This is a genomic window from Pseudoruminococcus massiliensis, assembly GCF_900291955.1.
Lineage (GTDB): Bacteria > Bacillota > Clostridia > Oscillospirales > Acutalibacteraceae > Pseudoruminococcus > Pseudoruminococcus massiliensis.
In genome coordinates this window covers 455,229-478,797 of record NZ_OLMR01000002.1, presented here as the reverse complement: position 1 = coordinate 478,797, position 23,569 = coordinate 455,229, and the positions used below count along the sequence as shown (strand labels likewise).

Annotated in this window: 19 protein-coding genes; 13 read left to right on the top strand and 6 right to left on the bottom strand. The window is 37.6% G+C overall.

Features of this window, described 5'->3' with window-relative positions; genetic code table 11:
- Positions 1-3: 3 nt before the first annotated feature.
- The 6 genes from C9914_RS05030 (at position 4) to C9914_RS05005 (ending at position 8,038) form a co-directional block, all read left to right on the top strand.
- A complete protein-coding gene (locus C9914_RS05030) occupies positions 4-888 on the top strand; it encodes a prepilin peptidase (RefSeq protein WP_106763806.1) in 885 nt (294 codons plus the stop codon).
- A 36-nt stretch (positions 889-924) separates the two neighbouring features.
- The gene (locus C9914_RS05025) at positions 925-2,628 is read left to right on the top strand and encodes a GspE/PulE family protein (RefSeq protein ID WP_106763804.1); all 1,704 of its coding nucleotides are present in this window, start codon (positions 925-927) and stop codon (positions 2,626-2,628) included.
- A gap of 69 nt (positions 2,629-2,697) precedes the next feature.
- On the top strand, positions 2,698-3,747 hold the full coding sequence (locus C9914_RS05020) for a type IV pilus twitching motility protein PilT (protein ID WP_022264618.1): 1,050 nt from the start codon (positions 2,698-2,700) through the stop codon (positions 3,745-3,747).
- Positions 3,748-3,770: 23 nt separating this feature from the next.
- A complete protein-coding gene (locus C9914_RS05015; protein WP_106763802.1) occupies positions 3,771-5,021 on the top strand; it encodes a type II secretion system F family protein in 1,251 nt (416 codons plus the stop codon).
- A gap of 155 nt (positions 5,022-5,176) precedes the next feature.
- The gene (locus tag C9914_RS05010) at positions 5,177-6,649 is read left to right on the top strand and encodes a UDP-N-acetylmuramoyl-L-alanyl-D-glutamate--2,6-diaminopimelate ligase (RefSeq protein ID WP_106763800.1); all 1,473 of its coding nucleotides are present in this window, start codon (positions 5,177-5,179) and stop codon (positions 6,647-6,649) included.
- Positions 6,650-6,664: 15 nt separating this feature from the next.
- Positions 6,665-8,038, top strand: coding sequence for a UDP-N-acetylmuramoyl-tripeptide--D-alanyl-D-alanine ligase (locus C9914_RS05005; RefSeq protein WP_106763798.1), 1,374 nt, complete (start codon positions 6,665-6,667; stop codon positions 8,036-8,038).
- Positions 8,039-8,650: 612 nt separating this feature from the next.
- Here the strand turns inward: C9914_RS05005 and C9914_RS05000 are convergent.
- The 6 genes from C9914_RS05000 to C9914_RS04975 all read right to left on the bottom strand — a co-directional run bounded on the left by C9914_RS05000 (position 8,651) and on the right by C9914_RS04975 (position 15,963).
- On the bottom strand, positions 8,651-9,496 hold the full coding sequence (locus tag C9914_RS05000) for a DNA-3-methyladenine glycosylase family protein (protein ID WP_106763796.1): 846 nt from the start codon (positions 9,494-9,496) through the stop codon (positions 8,651-8,653).
- A 227-nt stretch (positions 9,497-9,723) separates the two neighbouring features.
- The gene (locus tag C9914_RS04995; protein ID WP_022264623.1) at positions 9,724-10,476 is read right to left on the bottom strand and encodes an SDR family NAD(P)-dependent oxidoreductase; all 753 of its coding nucleotides are present in this window, start codon (positions 10,474-10,476) and stop codon (positions 9,724-9,726) included.
- Positions 10,477-10,576: 100 nt separating this feature from the next.
- Positions 10,577-11,344: a TatD family hydrolase gene (locus tag C9914_RS04990; protein WP_106763795.1), complete on the bottom strand. Its 768-nt coding sequence runs from the start codon at positions 11,342-11,344 to the stop codon at positions 10,577-10,579.
- 512 nt (positions 11,345-11,856) lie between these two features.
- Entirely contained in the window at positions 11,857-13,794 is a 1,938-nt protein-coding gene (metG, locus tag C9914_RS04985; RefSeq protein WP_106763793.1) for a methionine--tRNA ligase, read from the bottom strand.
- 156 nt (positions 13,795-13,950) lie between these two features.
- Entirely contained in the window at positions 13,951-14,640 is a 690-nt protein-coding gene (locus tag C9914_RS04980) for a bis(5'-nucleosyl)-tetraphosphatase (RefSeq protein WP_106763791.1), read from the bottom strand.
- A 33-nt stretch (positions 14,641-14,673) separates the two neighbouring features.
- Entirely contained in the window at positions 14,674-15,963 is a 1,290-nt protein-coding gene (locus C9914_RS04975) for a DHHW family protein (protein WP_158707334.1), read from the bottom strand.
- A 250-nt stretch (positions 15,964-16,213) separates the two neighbouring features.
- On the opposite strand from C9914_RS04975, the gene C9914_RS04970 reads away from it, so the two are divergent.
- The 7 genes from C9914_RS04970 (at position 16,214) to C9914_RS04940 (ending at position 23,535) form a co-directional block, all read left to right on the top strand.
- Entirely contained in the window at positions 16,214-17,329 is a 1,116-nt protein-coding gene (locus C9914_RS04970) for an SLC13 family permease (RefSeq protein ID WP_242972058.1), read from the top strand.
- Positions 17,330-17,400: 71 nt separating this feature from the next.
- Complete coding sequence (locus tag C9914_RS04965) at positions 17,401-18,387, top strand: helix-turn-helix transcriptional regulator (RefSeq protein WP_106763787.1); 987 nt, start codon at positions 17,401-17,403, stop codon at positions 18,385-18,387.
- A gap of 122 nt (positions 18,388-18,509) precedes the next feature.
- A complete protein-coding gene (locus tag C9914_RS04960) occupies positions 18,510-19,733 on the top strand; it encodes a sugar ABC transporter substrate-binding protein (RefSeq protein WP_106763785.1) in 1,224 nt (407 codons plus the stop codon).
- A gap of 459 nt (positions 19,734-20,192) precedes the next feature.
- Positions 20,193-21,122, top strand: coding sequence for a 50S ribosomal protein L11 methyltransferase (gene prmA, locus C9914_RS04955; protein WP_106763783.1), 930 nt, complete (start codon positions 20,193-20,195; stop codon positions 21,120-21,122).
- A gap of 95 nt (positions 21,123-21,217) precedes the next feature.
- On the top strand, positions 21,218-21,796 hold the full coding sequence (locus C9914_RS04950) for a hypothetical protein (RefSeq protein WP_118367200.1): 579 nt from the start codon (positions 21,218-21,220) through the stop codon (positions 21,794-21,796).
- 25 nt (positions 21,797-21,821) lie between these two features.
- The gene (locus C9914_RS04945; protein ID WP_022264633.1) at positions 21,822-22,655 is read left to right on the top strand and encodes an Mrp/NBP35 family ATP-binding protein; all 834 of its coding nucleotides are present in this window, start codon (positions 21,822-21,824) and stop codon (positions 22,653-22,655) included.
- A gap of 223 nt (positions 22,656-22,878) precedes the next feature.
- Positions 22,879-23,535, top strand: a complete 657-nt coding sequence (locus C9914_RS04940) for a zinc-ribbon domain-containing protein (protein WP_022264634.1) — start codon at positions 22,879-22,881, stop codon at positions 23,533-23,535.
- The last annotated feature ends 34 nt before the right edge of the window (positions 23,536-23,569 follow it).

Below are 23,569 nucleotides of genomic sequence, written 5' to 3'. Positions count from 1 at the left end.
TTTATGGAGGCTTTAGCTTATCTCGGCACAACAAACGGTATCATATGGATAATAGCTTGTTTGCCAATAGGTTTTTTACTGATTTTTATATCATATCTTCTTTTTAACAAATTTCCTGCAAAATGGTATTGTGATTATGACGAAGAACCATCTGCTGAATTGCTTGGAAAGCGAGTATCATTTAAGGGTTCAGGAATTATACTTTCAATAATTACTGCAATTTGTTTAATGTTGTGCAGGCTGCAATTCAATAAGGGCTATGATATTCTTTTCACAGCTCTCGGAATTTCGATAATCATATTACTTATGATTACGGTTTCGGATTTTAAGTATACTATAATTCCAGACCAATTTACTGTCGCTTTAGCAGTTGTATTTCTTGCAGTTGTAATTTATGACAGATTGAGAGGATACAATATTTTCAGCTCAGAGTGGTGGCAGCCAATAGCGGGTGCAGCTATCGGAGGCGGAGCAATGCTTCTGATAAATGCCATTGGTGTAATAATCTATAAAAAGGAAGGTATGGGCTTCGGTGATGTAAAGCTCTTTGCCGCAATAGGAATCCTTACAGGTTTTCCAGGAACAATATACACAATATTTATCTCTATAATAATTGCAAGCTTAGGTTTTATAGTTACTATTATAGTTCAGAAAATAACTTCTAATAAAAATAGTGACGAGACTACGCTTGAAGAAGAAATTGATGAAGATAACGATATAGATGATGCAGATAAAGAAAATATCGAATCTGATGTTACAGAAGTGGAAGAAAGCAAAGGCTTCTATCTTGCGTTTGGACCATATATTGCAATCGGAACTATTATCTATATTTGTTTCTTTAATTTGATAAACAATGCTGTTAGTATGTACTTAGCTTTGTTTAAATAGAAAGTGCTTTTCCCGACTATTTAAGGAGTGTAATTGATGAAGGCAAGCAATCTAAAAATAGGTCAAATCCTTATAAATTCAGGTGCAATAACTGAGGAACAGCTCGAAGAGGTACTTAAAAAGCAGAAAACCTCAAAAAAGCGTATCGCAGATATTCTCGTAGAAGATGGTATTGTTACAGAGCAGCAAGTTTGTAAGGCTCTTGAAAAGCAGTTGCTTATTCCTTATCTTGACCTTGATACTGTTCAGATTGACCCTGAACAAATGGCAAATCTTATTCCAGAGAATCTTGCTCAGCAGTATATGGTTTTACCTATAGCACTTGAGGGACGCTTTCTCACAATAGCAGTTGCCGACCCGCTTAATTATAAGGCATTCAATGATATTGCAATATATACAAAGCTAAAGATTAAACCGGTTATTGCAGAACCAACTAAGATTAATAATAAGTTCCGTGATCTTTATGCTTCACAAAAGGCATATGATGATGCTAAGGAGTTTGTTGCATCTCAGCAGATGAGTGATAAAACGAAAGAAGAAGCAGAAGAAGCCGCAAAAGCAGAGGCTTCAGGAAATGACCAGCCGATTATTCGTTTTGTTAATAATATGATGGAAGAAGCCGTTTATCAAAAGGCTAGTGATATTCATATCGAGCCTATGGAAAAGTGTATGAGAATACGCTTCCGTATAGATGGTAATTGCCAGATTTATATGGAAACAGCTCCTGAGCTTATTCCTTCTGTTACGAGCCGTATAAAATTTATCGGTAATATGAATATCGCAGAAAAGCGTATTCCTCAGGACGGTCGTATTAACTATAAGGTCGGCGGTATGGAAATTGACCTTCGTATATCTGTTCTTCCTTCTATGTTCGGCGAAAAGATAGTTATGCGTATTACAACCTCTCTTGGTATGGAGCTTAAAAAAGAAAATATCGGCTTCTTGCCAGAGAATCTTAAAAAGTTTGAACATCTTGTTGCGAGCCACAGAGGAATTATCCTTGTTACTGGTGCGACTGGTTCTGGTAAGTCAACCACGCTCTATACCGGACTTCGCTCCATTATGAGAGATGAAATTAATATTATCACTGTTGAAAACCCTGTTGAAATGATTGTTCCAGGTATCACACAGGTTAATATTAACGAAAAAGCAGGTCTTACCTTTGCGGCGGCTCTTAGGTCTATTCTTCGTCAGGACCCTGATGTTATCATGATTGGTGAGATTCGTGATGGTGAAACTGCCAATATTGCGGTTTCTGCGGCTATTACGGGTCACTTGGTTCTCTCAACACTTCATACATACGATGCACCGAGCTCGGTTGCCCGTCTGGTCGATATGGGAATAGAACCATATATGGTTTCATCAGCTTTGCTCGGAATCATAGCACAGAAACTTGTTCTAAGACTCTGCAAAGAATGCAAACAGCCTTATTCACCAAGTCAGGAGGAGCGTATGTCGCTCAATCTTCCACTTGATGATGAAAATATTACACTTTATAAGCCGTGTGGCTGTGAAAAATGTAATAAAAAAGGCTATAAAGGAAGAATTGCGGTTCACGAGATTATGCTCTTTACTCATGTTATCAAGCGTGCAGTTACTAAGAATATAAGCTCAGATGAACTCAGAGATGTAGCAATAGAAGATGGTATGATTCCTATGACAGAGAATGTACGCCGACTCGTACTTCAAGGTATAACCTCATATGAAGTATTCATAGATGTTACAATCTCTAATGATTAATTTAAAATTTTTGCATTTAAAAATGCTTAAAGCGCAAATAAACAATAATGATAGGGGCGATATTTAAAAATGGATTTTTATAATCTTGTTAAAATGGCCGTTGACAAAGGTGCTTCAGATATTCACCTTGCCTCCGGTAACCACCCGGCATACAGACTTCATGGTAATGTAATTTTTACAGATGACCCAGCTCTTACTGAGGGCGAGGTTACAGCAGTTATTAAGGCATTGCTTATGGCAGATAAGTTTAATACCTTTATGACGGTTGGTGAGGCTGATGCTGCTGTTGAAATCGGCGATTGTGGTCGTTTCAGAGCGAACGCTTTCCATCAAAGATGCGGAACATCTATCGTTCTTCGTGTTATCAACAGCGTTGTTCCTGAGCTTAGCACATTTAATATGCCAAAGGCAATCAGAAAAACTCTCGAGCTTAATGCAGGCTTGGTTCTTCTCTGTGGCCCTACTGGTTCAGGTAAATCTACTACACTTGCGGCTTTGCTCAACGAAATAAATAAAAATAAGAGCCGTCATATTATAACAATCGAAGACCCGGTTGAATTTATACATACTCCTAAGCATTGTATCATCAACCAGAGAGAAATCGGTCTTGACTGTCAATCATACGCAAATGCTCTTAGAGCTGCGATGCGTGAAGACCCTGATATTATCCTCCTCGGAGAGCTTCGTGATAGAGAAACAATGTCAACCGCTATGACAGCCGTTGAAACAGGTCACTTGGTTTTCTCAACAGTTCATACAGAGGGTGCTGCTAAGACAATAGATAGACTTATAGACATCTTCCCTGCTGACCAACAACAGCAGATTAGAGTTCAGCTTTCTACATCTCTTAAAGCCGTTATTTCTCAGCGACTTCTTCCTCGTGCAACAGGCGGTCGTGTTGCAGCCTTCGAGATGATGTTTGTTACAAAGGCTATCAGTAACCTTATTCGTGAAAATAAAACAGCTAATATCGACCAGTCTATTCAGCTCGGTTCTCAGACAGGTATGATTACTATGAAGAAGAGTATCGAAGGACTTCTTAAACAGGGTATTATCACTGCTCAGACAGCTAAGGCTTGGAGCTTCGACATCGGCGAAACTGACCAACTTATAACCTGATTCTCTAAGGGCGGTGAATTAAATTGAAATATAAATATACGGCGATAAACCAAAAAAATCAAAAGAAAACAGGCTTTGTAGAAGCTGCAACAGAAAATGAGGCTCTTAATTCCCTGAGAAATAAAGGACTTGTTGTTCAGGAACTGTCAGAAGCCTCTAATTCAGATGCCCCTACAAGCATTCTGCAGATGGAAATCGGTGGCGACTATCATAAGCAAAAGATTAAGCCAAAGAAGCTACTGATGTTCCTTAACCAGATGGCTCTTATGATGAAGGCTGGTATCAACCTTTCTCTTGCTATGGAGATTATGATTACCACCGAAAAAGATAAGACCATGAAAAAGATTATGACAGAGATGAACCAAGACCTCTATAATGGTATTACTCTATCACAGTCTATGAGAAAGTTTAAGTCTTTCCCATCAATCATAGTCAGTATCGTAGAAGCTGGTGAAGCAAACGGTCGTCTTGATACAGCATTTGAACAGTGTGCACTTATTACAAAGAAGGATATGGCTCTTTCTGGTAAGCTGAGAAGTGCTTTGATGTATCCTCTCTTCCTCATAGTTCTTGTTCTTGCGGTTATTATCGTTCTTTGCTGCTTTGTTTTGCCGACATTTGCAGGCGTTTACAGCAGCTTTGGTGCAGAACTTCCGGCACTCACAGCAGGTGTTATGGCTTTCTCAGATTTCTTGATTGGATATTGGTATATTCTTATATTGGTTACATTAGCTATCATAGTTGGATTTATTTTCTTAAAGAAAAACAGTGCAGAATTTGCTATGAAGTTCGCACAGTTCCAACTTAAAATTCCACTTGTCGGTCCTATCATAAGACAATCCTCTCTTGCTCGCTTCTGTCGCTTGATGTCAACTCTTACAGATGCAGGTATTCCTATTCACAGAGCTATGGCACTTTCAAGAGATACAGTTGCTAACCTTTTTGTTAAGGCAAGAATAACAGATGTTATTAACGATGTTCAGATTGGTATTCCAATCAATGAAGCAATGAAGAAACACCCTGTATTCGATGCAATTCTTGTTTCTATGATTCGAGTTGGTGAAGAATCTGGTATGCTTGGTGATTCACTCTTTAAAATGGCAGAACTTTTTGAATCACAGACAGATGAATCTACACAAAGACTTACAGATATGATGACACCTATTATGACAGTTGTTATCGGTGGCGTAGTTGGTTTCCTTGTTGTATCTATCATTCTTCCAATGTTTGGTATGTACGATGTTATCGGTTCATCAACAAACGCAACAGCCTAAATCTAAAAATTCCAATTATAAAGACGGCTACCATTTTGGTGGCCGTCTTTTTGCGTGAATTTATTCAAAATAGTAGAACTTGCTTTAAGGTTGTGGTAAAATGAGAAAGGAATATTCTACTATTCTTTTAATAAGAATTATAAGGGGTTGATTTTATGAAATTAAAAGAGCTTATAAAGGATTTAAGCTATACTCTTTCCGAAAACACAGATATAGACAACGAAAAAATTCTTGATACCGATATTTCAGATGTAATATATGATTCTCGTAAGGTGCAGAAGGATAGCCTTTTTGTTTGCCTTAGTGGCTCATCTTTTGATGGACATAAATTCGCACAATCTGCTGTTGATGGTGGTGCTGCTGCAGTGCTTGTCTGCGAAGATGTAGAGGTTAAAAATGCACTTGTAATCAAAGTTGAAGATACAAGAAAGGCTCTTGCTTTGGTTTCGGCGGAATATTTTGGTAATCCAGCCAATGAACTTACTACAATTGGCATTACTGGCACTAAGGGCAAGACCACTACTGCATCTATGGTTGCAAATATCCTTACAGCAGGTGGCTTGAAAACTGGCATTATAGGTACTCTCGGAATTGTTATTGACGGAAAAGTTGAAGAAACTGCCAACACAACGCCTGAATCCTATGAAATTCAGCGAGCAATGCGTAAGATGATTAATGAGGGCTGTAAGTGTGTTGTTATGGAGGCAAGCTCACTTGGCTTAAAATGGCATAGAACAGACGGTTTTATCTTTGATTATGCAATCTTCACTAATTTTTCACACGACCATATCGGCGGTGCTGAACATAAGGATATGCAGGAATATCTCGATTGCAAGGCACTTCTATTCAAGCAGTGCAAGGCTGGTATGATAAATATAGATGATGCAAAGGCTCAATACATAATAGAACATTCCTCTTGCAAGATTGAAACCTTTGGCTTCTCGAAGAATGCAGAGCTTATCGGCTCTGATGACAGCCTTATTTCAAAGGCTGGCTATCTTGGAGTGCATTTCACCATTAGTGGTGTTATGAATACTGAGCTTGATGTTGATATTCCAGGCAAATTTATGGCTTATAATGCTCTTGCGGCAATATCTGTCTGCCGTCACCTTGTTTCTCTTGATGCTATCAAAGAGGGCTTGAACACTGTTAAGGTTAAAGGCAGAGTTGAGCCTGTTCCCGTTCCGGGACACTATACCTTGCTTATAGACTATGCTCATAATGCTCTCAGTATGGAAAGCCTATTAACTATCTTGCGTGAATATCACCCGAACCGTTTAATTACACTTTTTGGTGCGGGAGGAAACAGACCTCGTGACCGCCGTTACGAAATGGGTGAAATTTCTGGTAGACTTTCGGATTTATCTGTCATAACCGAGGATAACTCCCGCTTTGAAAATGTTATGGATATTATTGAGGATATAAAGGTTGGTATCAATAAGACCGATGGCAAGTATGTTGTTATTCCTGACAGAACAGACGCTATCCGTTATTGTATCAAAAATGCTCAGGACGGAGATATTATAGTTCTTGCAGGCAAGGGACACGAAAATTATCAGGATAAAAACGGCAAGAAAACACACTATGATGAGCGTGAAGTTATCGCTTCTATATTAGCTGAGAAATAATTGGAGGATAAATTTATGATACCATTAAAAGTTTCAGAAATCGCAAAGGCAGTTGGTGGTACTCTGCTTTGCGGAAATCCCGATATAGAAATTACAAGTGTTGCTTGTGATAGCAGAGAAGTTAAAGACGGAACTCTTTTTGTGCCGATTCGTGGCGAGAAGGTCGATGCACATAAGTTTATAGAAGATTGTTTAAAAAACTGTTCAGCTACTTTTACAGAATATGATGCTCCAGAAAATGCTAAAAAGCCATATATTAAGGTTGAAAATACTCTTACAGCACTTCAGGCTCTTGGTGCATATTATCGCTCAAGGTTCGATATAAAAATTATCGGCGTTACAGGCAGTGTCGGCAAGACAAGTACAAAGGAAATGATTGCCGCCGCACTTTCTCAAGGCTCAAATGTCTTTAAGACTAAGGGCAACAGAAATAGCCAGATAGGTCTTCCGCTTACTATGCTCGATATTATGCCTGAAAATGAAACTGCTGTTATTGAGATGGGTATGAGTGAATTTGGTGAGATGGAAAGACTTTGTGCAATCGCTAAGCCTTCTATGGCGGTTATGACCAATATAGGAACTGCTCATATCGAAAATCTTGGTTCAAGAGAAAATATTATGTCCGAGAAATTTAAGATAACAGGTAATTTCACTAAGGATAGCACACTTTTCTTGAATGGTGATGATGAGCTTCTTGTTACTCTCTATGGTAAACAGGATTTTAAGACGGTTACATTTGGTTTTGGCGAGAATTGCGACTATCGTGCCGAGAATATTTGTGTTAATGGTATGAATACTATATTTACTCTCATAAGTAAGAATGAAACCGAAGAAATAGAAATTCCTACCCTTGGTGAACATAATGTTAAAAATGCTCTTGCCGCTTTTGCAGTAGCTAAGGCTTGCGGACTTTCGACTGATGTTATTAAGGCTGGACTTCTTACTTATAAAAATGCCCCTATGCGCCAGCAGATTCATAAGCTTGAAGGCTGTACATTGATTGATGATAGCTATAATGCAAGCCCTGACGCTATGAAAGTATCTCTTGATGTTTTGAAATCTATTGACGCAACTAAGAGAATTGCTGTTCTTGCAAATATGCTTGAACTCGGTGATTATGCTGAAAGTGAGCATTTTTCTGTTGGCGAACATCTTGGTGAAATTGGCATTGATTGCGTAATCTGTATAGGAAGCCTTGCAGAAAACATAGCTAAAGGTGCTTTGAGCAAGAATAAGAATGTTACTGCAAAGTGTTTTGCGGATAACGCCTCTGCCCTATCTTACTTGAAAACACAAATTGTTGATGGTTGTGCTATTCTTGTTAAGGGTTCTCGTTCTATGCACACAGAAGAAATTTCTAAGGCGGTTATTGCTGATAAGTCAAAATAAGATATATTAAATTTTGTCATAGCGGAAATGTAAATTATCACCTCAAAACCTTGTTTGTGATAAAATCTTAACTGGCAACGCTAACTTATACCTTTCACACTTTTAGGAACTTAATCACTGCAAATGTAGTTAAGAATTAAAGCACGAATAATCACGAACTGTGTACTTATAGTTTAATTATAGCAAGATTATTTAATTAAGTCAAGTCTATATACACTTATTGTGTGTATAGGCTTGGCTTTTTTGGTGAGAGAAGATTTTTAATGCTGTCGAGGAAATTAGCGATTAGTTAATAAATTTCCCCAAGATACTCAAAGTTTAGGTCAAGCTTTTTCAAAAGCTTGCAGGGTTGAGGGACGGAGTCCCCCATGGGTTTTAAGGGCAACGCCCTTAACCTGTCTTGCTCCCTTAGGTGCGAACTTCGTTCGCCCCCCCCTAAAATTTCTTTTGTCAGCAACATTAGTCAATAAGGGCGGACTTTGTCCGCCCTTAGGGGGCAAAGAATGTTAAGGGCTTCGCCCTTAAAACCCACCAAAGGCTCCGCCTTTGGAAACCGCAAGCCTTTAAAAAGGCTTGACCTAAACTTTGAGTGTCTTGGGGAAGTGCTTTAGCTTAGCGGTGGCTTGCCATACGCATTTGAACAAAGATATATTGCTGTGCTATGCCCGCATATTCGCCGAAATCTTCTGGCTTTAAGCCTTCATAAAGTGTGGACATAGCTTTTTTAATCCAAGTATCTATCGGAAATGCCTCTAATCGGTGTAGTCCATATAAAAGCGTACACTCGGCAACCTTTGGACCTACTCCACGAATGGTCATCAATTTCTCTCGTGCTGTTTCTATCGGCATATTTCTAAGTGCTTCAAGGTCAATCTCTCCGCTTGCAACCTTCCTTGCCCCATCAATTATATACCCTGCACGAAAACCTGCTCGGAGGTTTTGAAGGTCATCAGGTTCAAGAACGGCGAGAGTTTCGGCTGATGGAAAGGTATAGCTTTCACCACATTTTTTGCCGAAAGTTTCGCAAAGCCTTGAGATAATGCCTTTTATTCTCGGAATATTGTTATTTTGAGAAATTATAAATGAGCAAAGAGCCTCCCATGGTTCTTGTGCAAGAATACGAATACCTGGAGCATTTTTAGCGGCATCTTTTAAGATAGGAAGTTTTTGCACAAGGCTGTTTCTGACAGCATCATAATCGAGATTAAGGTCGAAATAGTCGATAAAAATGTTTTTAAGTTCTTCTTCGGTACAATTTTCGATAATAAATATGTTGTTGTGTTTATATACGGTCGTATACCTGCCACGAACAACAGCAGAAAATTTCTGAATATTATCAGTTTCATCGCAAGGCAAGGCTTCCCAACGAAAACATTGTCCGCAATCAAAGGTTTCTGCGAGGTCGAAAGACGATAGATTGTATATTTCTGCACCACGATTGGTGATTTTATATTCCATAGATATTCTCCTTATTGTTTTGTTTTCTTATTAATTATATAATATTTTTTCAATTTTGAGTAGTTTTATTTCGGAAAGTTTTCAACTATTTAAGCACAAAGGGTTGAAAATTTCGGAGGTTATTTTATTGCTGATACATCAATAGTTAAAGTTTTGTACTTAATAATAAAAACTGCACCAAATCAATGTAAAATATGATTTGGTGCAGTTTATTTTTTATAGGTGATTTAGTTTATTTTCTTTTGCTGAATATTACTGCATATTTTTAGAAGCAGACAATCCGGAACAAGTCTTGCTCCGAAACGAACTAATTTCATCTTAAATGTAGGGATAGAAACACGCTTTCCGTTAAGTGCGTCTGTAATAGCCATTCTTGCGGCAGTTTTGCTTTCGATTGAGGCTGTTGCAAAGCTTACTCCTGCAACTTGATTAAATTCAGTATTTACAGGTCCGGGGCAGAATGCTGTAACTGTAACTGCACTTCCCATTTCTTTGAGTTCATATGAAACGGCTCTCGAAAGGCTTGTAACATAATTTTTGGTTGCATAATATGTTGCCATCATAGGGCCAGGCATAAAACCGGCAATAGATGCAACATTTAGTATTCTTCCGCTGTTTTTTGAAACAAAATCCTTTAAAAATAGCTTTGTAAGTATATGAACTGCCCTTACATTTGTATCTATCATTTCGAGGTCATTTTCGAGGGTTGAAGAAACAAATTCTCCGCAGTAGCCAAAGCCTGCGTTATTGATAACCATATCTATTTCTTTATCCTTGAGAACCTCATAAAGCTTTCTACATTCTTCTTCTTTGGAAATATCACAACGAATACAAACTGTTTTGTCGCCAAGCTCTTGCTTGATTTCAAGAAGTTTATCGGCTCTTCTTGCAACAAGAAAAAGCTCCCAGCCCATACATGACAAAACTCTTGCCATATCTCGGCCCATTCCTGAGCTTGCTCCAGTTATCAATGCTCTCATAATTTGTGTCCTCCTCGTTTTTAAAGATGTTTGCTAAAATTTAGCAATTTGTTGCTGAATTTATTTTTAACAGCAAAAATTACCGCAAAAATTCTTGCTGTTAATTAGAGTTTATTTCATACATTTTCCTTGCGTTTTCGCAAGTGATTTTTAAGATTTCTTCTGTTGAAAGTTTTTTGATTTCTGCGACTTTTTGAGCTATATAAATTATCATTGAAGAATCGTTTCGCTTTCCTCTGAATGGTACAGGTGCAAGATAAGGTGCATCTGTTTCAAGGACTATTCTTTCAAGTGGGGTTTCCTCGATTACTTCTATTGCCTTTCGTGCATTTTTGAAGGTAGCTACTCCGCCAACTCCGATATACATTCCAAGCTTAAGGACATCACGAGCCATTTCTCGGCTTCCTGAAAAGCAGTGTACAACACCCTTTGGTTTATATTTTTTCAACAAGGAAAGTATATCCCCGTGAGCCTCTCTATCGTGAACACATACAGGCATAGAAAGCTCATTTGCAAGGGTGAGCTGTTCCTCGAAAACTCTAAGCTGAAAATCTTTTGGAATATCATAGTAGTAATCAAGCCCTATTTCGCCTATTGCGACAACTTTTTTACGCTTTGCAAGCTCACGCAATACGGAAATATAATTATCTGGCAAGCCATCGAGATTTTCTGGGTGAACTCCGACAGCAGCATATATATAATCATATTTTTCCGCAAATTCAATAGAAATTTGAGCCGTTTTGAGGTCAGTTGCTTGGTTTACAACATTGCACACTCCCTTTTGGGGAAGTGTTTCGAGCAATTCTGTACGGTCATCATCAAATTTGCTATCGTCATAATGTGCATGAGTATCAAAAATATTTTGCATATAATTCTCCGTTAGAAATTTATAATAGGCTGACAAACTTCCCATAAGACACTCAAAGTTTAGGTCAAGCCTTTTTAAAGGCTTGTAGGTCAAGGGCAACGCCCTTGTCGCCGTCCGCAGACGGCGAAACACCTTTGGGCGAAGCCCAACATTCTTTACTTCTAAAGCGGTGGACTTTGTCCACCGCTTAATTTTCTTTTGTTGGCAACATCAGTCATAAAGGGCGGACTTTGTCCGCCCTTAGAGAGCAAAGAATGTTAAGGGCTTTGCCCTTAAAACCCACCAAAGGCTCCGCCTTTGGAAACTGCGAGCAGCTTTCACCAGCAAAGCTGGTGTAGAAAAGGCTCGAGCGAAACTTTTAATTGTCTAAGAGAAGTTGATTAATTGGTAGTTTCTTCGACCGCGGAAACAAGCTTATCTTGCATATGTCGAGGTTTTGCTTGCAAAACCGATTCCGCGTCTTGACAGCGGCGGCACGCCGCCGAAACTTTTGGGTGTCTAAGAGAAGTTGGTTAGCGGATTCGGCTGCCTGCTGGGATTGAATCGTCAAGGAACAATACCTTTACATCATCTTCTCCACAATCAGCGGCAAGAATCATACCGTTACTTTCAACACCGCAAAGTTTTGCAGGCTTGAGGTTTGCAACAAGAACGATTGTCTTTCCGACTAATTCATCAGGCTTATAATATTGTGAAATTCCGCTTGCAACAGTTCTTTCTCCTTCGCCGTCATCAAGTGTAAGTTTCAAAAGCTTTTTGGACTTCTTGACAGGCTCACAAGCAAGAATCTTTGCGGCTCTGAGTTCTACCTTTGCGAAATCATCTATGCCAATCTGAGCAAGACCTTCAATCTTAGGTTTTGCTGTTTCTTTAGGCTGATTTTTAGCGATAAGTGCGTTAAGCTCCTCAATTTCCTTATCAACATCAATTCTTGGGAAAAGAACCTCACCCTTCTTAACTGTAACATCTAAAGGAAGCACGCCGAATTTAGCGGCATTTTCGTAGCTTACATCTTCTTTAGAAGCACCAATCTGTTCCCAGATGCTTGGCATAGTTGTAGGCATAAATGCAGAAAGAAGTGTTGAGATAATACGAATTGTATCAAGAAGATTATATAGTACAGTAGCAAGACGAATTTTGTTGTTTTCGTCCTTTGCAAGAACCCAAGGTGTGGTTTCATCAATGTACTTATTTGCACGAGAAACAACCTTGAAAATTTCTGCAAGAGCATTATTAAGCTGTGTTTTTTCTATATAATCATCAACAGCAGGACGGAGAGCCTTTGCAGTTTCGATAAGGCTTTCGTCAAATTCACCGCTTTCACGCTCTGTTGGGAGAGTACCGCCGAAATATTTCTCTACCATTGCAACAGTTCTTGAAACAAGGTTGCCAAGACCGTTTGCGAGGTCGGAGTTAATGCGTTTAATCATAATTTCGTTAGAGAATGAGCTGTCTGAACCGAGAGCCATTTCTCTGAGGATATGATAACGGATAGCGTCCGCACCGTATCTTTCGCCGAGAACGAGAGGGTCAACAACATTTCCAAGAGATTTACTCATCTTTTCACCGTTGAAAGTAATCCAACCGTGAACAGCAAGGTGCTTAGGAAGTGGTTCTTCAAGAGCCATAAGCATTGCAGGCCAGATTATAGCGTGAAAACGCATAATATCCTTAGCAACCATATGAACATCAGCAGGCCAATACTTTTTGTAATCGTCATATTGGTCATTCTCATAGCCGAGGGCAGTTATATAGTTTGAAAGTGCGTCAATCCAAACATAGACAACATGGTTTGTATCGAAGGTTACAGGGATACCCCATTTAAAGCTTGTTCTTGATACGCACAAATCCTCAAGACCTGGCTTGATAAAGTTATTGACAAGCTCTACTGCACGAGTTTTTGGACGGAGATAGTCTGTTTCTGTGAGGAGCTTTTCAATTCGGTCAGCGAAAGGAGCCATCTTAAAGAAATATGCCTCCTCCTTAGCTTCTACAACATCACGACCACAATCAGGGCATTTGCCGTCTTTGAGCTGAGATTCAGTCCAGAAGCTTTCGCAAGGAGTACAGTATTTGCCCTTATATTCGCCCTTATAGATATAGCCTTTATCATAAAGCTTTTTGAAAATTGTCTGAACGCTTTTTATATGATAATCGTCAGTTGTACGGATATATCTATCGTAGCTTATGTTCATATACTTCCAAAGATTTTTGAAAACAGCAACGATTTCATCAACATATTCCTTTGGAGATACGCCCTTTTCAGCGGCTTTTTGTTCGATTTTAAGACCATGTTCATCTGTGCCTGTCAAGAACATTACATCGTAGCCCTGCATACGCTTATATCTTGCGATAGAATCGCAGGCAACCGTAGTATAGCAATGTCCGATATGCGGATTGCCTGACGGATAATAAATTGGTGTTGTTATATAGAATGTTTTCTTATCCATAATATCCTCCTACTTCCTACATTAAGTTATATACATACATATATTATACCATTTTTCCGTATATTTCAAGCATTATAAAAGGGAACGAAAAAAATCGTTCCCGATAAATAAAGCTTGTTAAGTGAATAAGCTTTAGTTTTAAAAAAAGAGATTTGTTTAATTTGCTGTTTCAAGAAGATTGCTTACTTTTTCTAAAACTCTAATATCATTTTCGTGCTTGCAAAGCTTTTGTGCTTGGTCCATAGTTGCCCAGCGATAATAATCAATCTCTCGGCGTTGAATACTTACTTTGTCACTATTTGTTTCGGCGAGAAAGAAAACAACCTTTTTGCTTGTCCTGCCAAAGGGATGATATATTCCAGTTTCTCTGAAATCTGCTTTGAAATGCACATCGAGTCCAGTTTCTTCTTTAATTTCTCGTGCGGCGGTCTGTTTTTCGCTTTCGCCATTTTCTATGTGTCCTTTTGGAAAGCTCCAGCAACGGCCGTTGCGATTTTTTACTAAAAGATATTTTATGGAATCATTCGAGCGGTAAAAAACTACTGCGCCGCAGGATTTTTCATACAAGCAAATCATATGTGAAATTTCGGTGTGAGCCATAGCAACACGCTTACGGATTTCGGGTTCGTAAAATATTTCACCGAGTGGTGAGGCAACAAGCTTTTTGGTAGAAGAATTTTCATTAAATTCCTCAGCAATAACAATGCACTGCTCACTTGTTTTTAGCTTGTGGTTTGTCAGTATGTAAACTTTATAATTCATACCTCTTTCACGATAATAACCGAAATAAATCGAGCCTTCGGATATTGTGCCGAATATTTCAATATCAAGTTTTCTGCCTAACATATGCACATCTCCTTTCGGCTTTGAATTCGGCTTTTATGCCATAGCGGAAAGGGCTTTGATTTGCTCTTTCTCGTTAGCTGTGTTTATACCATTTATGAAAAGGACATCAGTTATACTGTGATTATAGCAATAGCCTGTTAAAGAACCTTCAAATAGTTTTGCGTCAATTATATGAACTTCATCATAGTTTTCCATAAAATATGGAGCAAGCTCAGAGCCATAGCTATCCTTTACAATGCAAAGGCGTTTGCCAGTGCTTTTACCCGTATTAGCTTTAAAAAGTGAAACATCTCCATAGCAGAATATATCTCGTGCATTTTCTGCTGAAACAGCATTATTTATGAAAGAAACGGTTTCTTCTCCGCTGTTTTCAGTTCTCCAGATACCGCATTGATAGTCATTGCCAAAGTTATAATATGTGATGGTGTCGGGATTTTTCAAAAGGTCAGTGTTGCCTTTTTTATTTTTATCAGTTTTTGTGGAAGAAATAAGTCCACCCAAAAAGCCCTCTATTTGTTTTTTTTCTACCGATGAGAAATCAGTGGCAGTAAGTCCTACATTTTTGCAAAACTCTTTATAGGCATAATATGCACCGAGAGAAGTCCAGTTTTCATCGGTATTATAGTAGATATATTTGCTTTTTTTATCTTTGAGAGCGTTTTCTACATCTATAAAGCTGATTTTTTCAGAAAGATTATCATTGATGACCTGAAGATTAGCTTTTTCATTAGCGTTGTTTTCTTTCTGAAGCTTATCAAGAGAGATTGAGCTGTGTGTAGGAACTACAATTGAATAAATATTTATGCTTGAATCGAGTGTTGAAGCGATAGAATTTAGGCTATTTGCGTATTTTAAGGCGTTTTCATCAGTACCTATAAAGCTTTCGTATCCTACATTTTTGTATATAAATACATTTCCGTCAAGATAGCCCTTGTCTTCTTGCTTGCTTGTTTCTGATTTCGAGCTTTCAGCTTTAGAGGCATCTTGCTTGGAAGCCTCTTGTTTTGAGGGTTCAGACTTTGAACTCTCCGCTTTGCTTTCTGGTTTAGAACTCTCAGTCTTACTTAGAGTAGAAGATTCCGCAGAAGATTCTGCACTAATAAAATTTTTCTTTGAAATATCTACTAATTTCGGAATATATACTGAACAGCAAAATACCACAAATGAAGTTGCAGCTACAACGGCAAAGGATAAAGCAACAGCCTTGCCTAAGCCTGTGCCCTGAGAGCCTGTTGAAGCAGAATATCTTCGATAATGGTTATATCCACGATAGGAGGAGGTTCTTTTTATTTTATTGCGTCTGTTAATGCGATTTTTGCTCATTTTTTCTCCCTTCATACCTATCTTGATATAAGCAAAGTATCTTTTCAAAAAATACTGTCGATTTTTGATAATTCCCTACCATATATTATATAATGAATAGTAATGGAAAACAAGTAATTTTGAATATAAAGTCCGTAGAAATTTACGCAAAAATCTGCACAATATTTCGACAGATTTTTAAAATGCGCTAATAGACATTTATTTCTATATATGATATATTTGTTTTGGCATAAATATAGAGGGGAATTTAATGATGATATTTACGAAAATGGTGGGTTTTGCTAAGAAAAATGTTGTCCTTATGGTGGCAGTTCTTGCGGCGGTGATTACCTCTTTTATTATACCTCCTGATGAACAATATATTTCGTATTTTGATTTTAAGACCTTGAGCTGTTTGTTTTGTGTTCTTGCTGTTGTATGTGCTTTGAAAAATATAAATTTCTTTTATATACTCGCACAAAAAATAGTCAAATCTTGTAGGAATATTCGTGCGTCAATACTTACGCTTGTTTATATAACCTTTATAGGCTCTATGCTTATTGCGAATGATATGGCATTGCTTACATTTTTACCTCTTGGATATTTCGTGCTTGAAAGCACAGGCAAACAAAGATATATGGCATTTACATTTATTATGCAGAATATTGCCGCAAATCTCGGAGGAATGCTTACTCCCTTTGGCAATCCACAAAACCTATATCTATATACAAAGTATAATATAAATGATTATGAGTTTGTAGGGATAATGTTTGTGCCGTTTGCGGTTTCGGTAATTCTTATAACTATTTGTTGCTTATTTGTAAAAAAAGAACCGCTTGAGATTTCCGAAAAAATCGAAAGCCTTAACAAAAAACGCACTATCCTATATGCTATTCTCTTTGTGCTGGCAATAGCAATAGTGTTCAGAGGAATACCCTATTATGTAGGTTTGATAATAATACCTATTGTTTTACTTTTTGCCGACCGAAAAGCACTTAAAATGGTTGATTACCCACTATTGCTGACCTTTGTTGCATTTTTTATCTTTGCGGGAAATATGGCAAGAATAGACGCCGTGAGAAATCTTTTTTCTTGGTTGCTCGAACAGAATACCTTGCTTTTTAGTGCAATTTCTTGTCAGGTTATAAGCAATGTTCCGTCTGCAATATTGCTTTCGCAGTTTACAGACAATTATAGGGAATTGCTTGTTGGTGTAAATATTGGTGGAACAGGAACTTTGATAGCTTCACTTGCAAGTCTGATTACATTCAGAGAATATACAAGGCATAATCCGACTAAGGTTAAGTCCTATATAGGAATGTTTTCGGCATTTAACTTTGGCTTTTTGATAATTTTGCTTATTGTTTCATCATTGCTATTTCATTGAGTGGTAAGAAAATTAAAGGCTTTGCTTAGCCTTTTAAGGGCAAAACACTTAGCATTTTTGGAGTTGATAGAATGGCTTCTGAACAGAAGAAAAGGTTGCTTTATCTTAGAGAATATCTGCTTAAATATACAGATGAAGAACACGCTCTTTCACGAATAGAGATAGAGCAGGTTCTGGCAGAAAAGGGCTTTGAATTTGGCAGAAAAACTTTCTATGATGATATTAATGCTCTTAAAGAGAGCGGAATGGATATTTTGAGTACAAAATCTGATACAGTTAAATATTATGTCGGAAATAGAGAGTTTCAGCTTTCTGAGCTTAAACTATTGATAGACGCTGTTGGCTGTTCGAGATTTTTTACATTAAAAAAAACAGAGGAGCTTATATCTAAGCTTGAATGCCTGACAAGCGTTTATCAGGCGGAATTGCTTAAAAGACAGGTTTTTGTTAAAAACCGAGTTAAAAGTATGAATGAAACTATCTACTATGCGATAGATACAATTCATAATGCAATAAATCTTGATAAGGCAGTGTGCTTTAAATATTTTAAATGGATAATTGATGAAAATAATAAGCCAGCTATGGCCTTTAAGCATCAAGGAAGTCTTTATGAAGTTTCGCCTTGGGGAGTAAGCTGGAGTGATGGCAACTATTATCTTATAGGCTTCGACCATAAGGACAAGATTATTAAGCATTTCAGAGTTGACAGAATGAGAAATACTGCGGTTTCGGATAATTCTCGGATTAAGAACGAGAATTTCAGGGAATTTGATATAGAAAGCTATTCCTCAAAAATCTTTGGAATGTTTGGTGGCGAGGAATGTTATGTTAAGATGAAAATTCCAAGCAGATTAGTTGATGTTTTTGTTGACCAATTTGGAAGTAGTCTTGATATATGTGGAAATTATGACGATAGCTATGTTGTCGGGGCAAATGTCGCTGTTAGCAGGCAGTTCTTTGCGTGGCTTTTGGGACTTTCAGAGCCTGTGGCGATAGTTTATCCGCCAGAGGTGAATGAAGAAATGAAAAGCTTTGTTGAGAGTATTAAGTGTCAATAAATTGTAATGTTACAATTATGTTTATTGACATAAAAGAGATGTGGAAGTATAATAAATTTGCGTAAGAATGTGCTGTTTTACTGACAGATTTTGATAGTTGGGAAAATGGGAGGAAATTATAAATGAAACGAATTTTAGCAGTATTGCTTTCAGCTATGGTTTTGTCATCTATTGCAATGCTTTCTGGTTGTAAGGATAATGGAAACGGTTCTGCGGTGGAGTCTGTAACAGAATCAAGGTCTACAAATAATGCAGTGGTAAGCAAGGAAAAGCTTGCAGCACTTTCCACCGAGCTTGAAACATATAAATCACAACCGAATTTTAATGCTACAAAATCAATAGATGCAAAGAAAATTTCTAAAAATAAGAAAATAGCCATTATTTCAGATTCAAGCAGTAATACTTATTCATCTTATATTTCACAGGAATTAAAGTCTGTTGCAGAAAAGGTTGGGTTTAAGGAAATTCTCGCTTATGATACCGATGGCACAGCAAATTCCCATACTTCAGCACTTGAAAATGCGGTTTCTGACCAGTGTGCAGCCGTAGTTCTTATAGGAAATATAAATAAAGATAAAATTTCTCTTGCTATTGAAAATGCTCAGGCACACGGTATAAAGGTTATAAGCATTGATAATACACAGGTTGGTACAAATGACCATTTTGTGGATTCAAGTGTTAAAACTAATTATGTCGCTGAGGCCAAGGCTTTGGCAGATTATGCTATTGTTGAAAAAGAAGGCAGGGTTAATGCACTTCTTGTAACCCCATCAGATGTAAGCTATGCTGATGAGATGAAAAAGGCTGTTACAGACGAATTGACAAAGTATTCAGACGGTTATTGCACTGAACTTGCTATGGAGATTTCAAACACAGCAGTAAATATTTCCGATGCTGTAAAAAAAGCCTTAGAGAGAGATACAAATATCAACTGCGTTATAGTTCTTCATGACAATATGCTCAAAGATAGTGTTGATGCTCTTGAAATGACGCAGGCAATGTCAAGGGTAACATTTCTTGCAAGGGGTGGAGGCACAGAGCTTTTCACGCAGGTTCAGAATGGTAATATTGCAACAGCAGTAAGTGAAAGCTACGAATGGACAGCTTATACAGCGGTTGATTATATTCTTAGAGTTCTTAATGGCGAAGATAACCCAGAGATTTCTGATATTCCATTTATGATGATTTCATATGATAATGTTAAGAAGATTGAGGAGAGCGAAGGCACTGAAGAGTCTTCAAGTGATGAAGAAAAAACAGATGATACACCGCTTATAGAAAAGATATTTACAAAAACATTTAAAAATCAGTATCTTAATCTTTGGGGCTTAGGCGAAAATTCTTAGGATTCACAGACCGAGTAAAATTAAATGACTTGAGTTTGATAATGACTTAAAAACCTTGTTAAGCAAATTCATATCTTATACAGCGCAGGTGTTCTGTCAGGGAACCCCCTGCGAGGGTTCCCTACGAAAAACATTCCATTTGGAATGTTTTTCTACCCTCCTGCGCTTTGAGAAGTATAAAGAGTTTCGCCGTCTGCGGACGGTGACAAGGGCGTTGCCCTTGACCTACGAGCCTTTAAAAAGGCTCGAGAGAAACTTTTAACTTTAAAAATTTAGATGCGAATGATAAACAATAATTTAACAAAGAAGTAGAACGCATCTTGGGAGTGGCGGCTCGCCGCCTCGAGTGAAACTTTTAACTTTTAAGATTTATTGAACTCACATTAAATAATGATATTTAAGGTGAAAAACTCTTTTGCGGGTTTTCCTTTTATTTTAAGATTAGAAAGGAAGTAGATTATGGATTGGACGGAGATTATAGCCGAGGTTGACGCTAAAGATACTGAGCGTGCAGAAAATATTGCAGTTATGACTGTACCCTATGGAATATATATTGAGGATTATAGCTCACTTGAGGAGGAAGTTCTTGAAATAGCCAAGATAGACCTTATTGATGAGGAGCTTCTTGCAAAAAATCGTGAAACTGCAAGAATACACATATATATAAGCCCTGAAGATAACCCTGCTGAGGCAACGGCTTTTCTTGAGGAGCGTTTTCGTGCGGAGAATATAAATTTTAAGATTCTTACTGATAAGTGTGATGTTGAGGCTTGTCTTGATAATTGGAAGAAGTATTTCTATCCGATAGAAATTGGCGAAAAGTTGCTTGTCCGCCCTGTATGGCGTGAGGACTATGACCCTAAGGGCAGAACTGTCCTCCATCTCGAACCAGGTATTGCTTTTGGAACAGGTACTCACGAAACAACCCGCCTTTGCCTTGAGGCTCTCGAAAAATATGTTAGTGATGGAGCAGCTGTGCTTGATGTTGGTTGTGGTAGCGGAATTTTGGCGGTTGCATCACTTTTGCTTGGCGCTAAGAGTGCAATCGGAATAGATATTGATGAGCTTGCTGTTAAATCCTCAATAGAAAATGCAGAAAGAAATGGTGTTTCTGATAGATATACAGCTATTCACGGCAATTTGGCTGATGAAGTAACTGGAACATACGATATAATTACAGCGAATATAGTAGCTGATGCGATTATTATGCTTTCGGGTGACATAGAAAAGCATATGCACAAGGATACAGTTTATATTATGAGCGGAATAATAGATTCTCGCCTTGAAGATGTTCTTTCTGCTTTGCCAAAGACACTTAAAATAATTGAAACCCGTACAGATAAGGGTTGGTATTGCTTGGCTGCTAAGTTAATTAGTGACACTGAATAATTATTTTTAGCTTTGCTTTTAATTCTATTTTGACATTATATTATGATTAACTGTGATAGAATGTATATTATACTGATTTTGGAGGAATGATTGCTTTGAAAAATAAAAAAAATAAATCTACTCGCAAGAAAAATACAGGAGGATTAGTTTTCTCCGCTATACTCATAACTGCCTTTGTAGTTTGTTCATATTTCTTTATGAGTATGATTGATAAGGTAGGTCAGGCTTGGCTTCGTGCTTTGCTCTGTATAGTTGTTTTCGTTTTGTTTGGACTTTTTCTTTTCTATGCAACTCGTGTTGGTGATGGCAAACAGGTTATAAGATTTTCTCCTGCAACTCTCATAATTATGGATTTGCCTGCACTCTATATCATTCTTGCAGCTATGATAAGTCAGCTTCCTTTCTCAGCAGAAATCGTTTCTTGCTCACCTATTATCTATCTTGCGTCTATCGTTCTTGGATATGGTATACCGTATACTTTTATTAGCGGGTATGAAATAGATAATTCTGATTCTGTTCAGCAAGATACAAATGTAACAGATGATGAAATTAATGATGATGATTTTACTGTTGAATCTGAAGGCAGTGGCGAAGTTGTTATTAATGATGATGACGATGAGGACGCTATACACGCTGAGGCTGAGAATGATAATAGTAGTGAAGATAAAGAATAATATTTACCTTAGGGAGTAAAAGAAAATGTCTGAAGAATGTACACACGATTGTAGCTCGTGTTCTGCCAACTGTGAAGCTCGTGATAAAAAAAGCTTTCTCGAAAAGCTAAATGAGCATAGCAGTGTTAAGCACATTATAGGAATAGTAAGTGGAAAGGGCGGAGTTGGAAAGTCGCTTGTAACCTCATCTCTTGCGGTTATGTTCAATAGAAAAGGTTATAAAACGGCTATCCTCGATGCCGATATTACAGGTCCGTCTATTCCAAAGGCTTTTGGCATTAAGGGAAAGCTTATTGGTAGCGATAAAGGACTTGAACCAGCAACAAGTGAAACAGGAATAGAAATTATTTCTGCAAATCTTATACTTGATAACGAGAGCGACCCTATTGTCTGGCGTGGACCTATGATAGCAGGTGCAGTTAAGCAATTTTGGGGCGAAACACATTGGGATAATATCGACTATATGTTTGTCGATATGCCACCGGGAACTGGTGATGTTCCGCTGACAGTTTTTCAGTCAATTCCTCTTGATGGAATTGTTATAGTTACTTCTCCACAAGAGCTTGTTTCTATGATTGTAGAAAAAGCTGTTAAAATGGCTAAGATGATGAAGGTTCCTATTTTTGGCGTTATTGAGAATATGAGTTATCTTGAATGTCCTGATTGTGGCAAGCGACTCTATCCTTTCGGTGAAAGTAAGCTTGATGAGGTTGCAAAGGCTTATGGTGTTGATATTCTTGCAAGATTCCCGATAGATTCGGAATTTGCAAAGATTTCTGATAGTGGCAGAATAGAGTCCATTATAAATGAGCCAGCTGATGAAGCAGCAGATATTATAGAAAAGAAAATTTCTATTTAGCAAATTATAAAATCTCTGATGTTTTAATGTTAAGCATCAGAGATTTTTTTGTTGATTTTGAAATCAAGTTAATTATAAGCAAGGCTTTTAAGTGTCTTAAATTAGTTCTAAGATAGAAAAAAGTTCTGCTGATTAATGTGGATTCTTTTATATATAGTTTTAAGTTGACAACTTCTGAATAATAAACTACAATAATAGCATAATCTTACTTAGGGTGATTGAAATGGTCTGCACAAAATGCGGGAAATCCATAGAAAAAGGTCGTAAATACTGTGGCTTCTGTGGTGCAGAGGTCAGTGAAAATGAGTCGACATCGAGCAAAAGGCATACGATACTTCTTGCTGTAATAAGTGTAATTGCCGTATTATTTATAACATTAGTGGTAATTATTATGTGTGTAGACCTATTCTCAAATCATAATAGCTATACAACAGTTATAGAAAAAGAGCTTGATGCTATTCAGGAAATAGATGCCAACGAATATATGGAAATCTTGCCAAAGGAATATATAAATTATACTTTAGAAACCAACAAGAATTATAATAAGTATGATGATATGGTTCTTGATTGCGAGGATAAGCTGTGGCAAGAAAATCGTAGCAATAAAAAAAAGTATGGAACAGATTTTAAGATTGTTTATGAAGTACAGAGCGAGGTGCTTTATAAAGACGACAAAGACCTCTCTGAGCTGACAGAGAAATATAATAACAAATATGATTCAACAGCAAAAATAGAGGGAGCTGCCAAGGCGACTGTTATAACAGAGGTTAAAGCAGCTGATGCGGTAGGAAATTCAACCATTTCTGAAATGTGTTTCATAAAAATAGATGGTACTTGGTATCTGGATATAGATAATATAACAAATTTATTAGCAGAATAATATAAGCAGCTGCCCTATTTATTATAAAAATGGG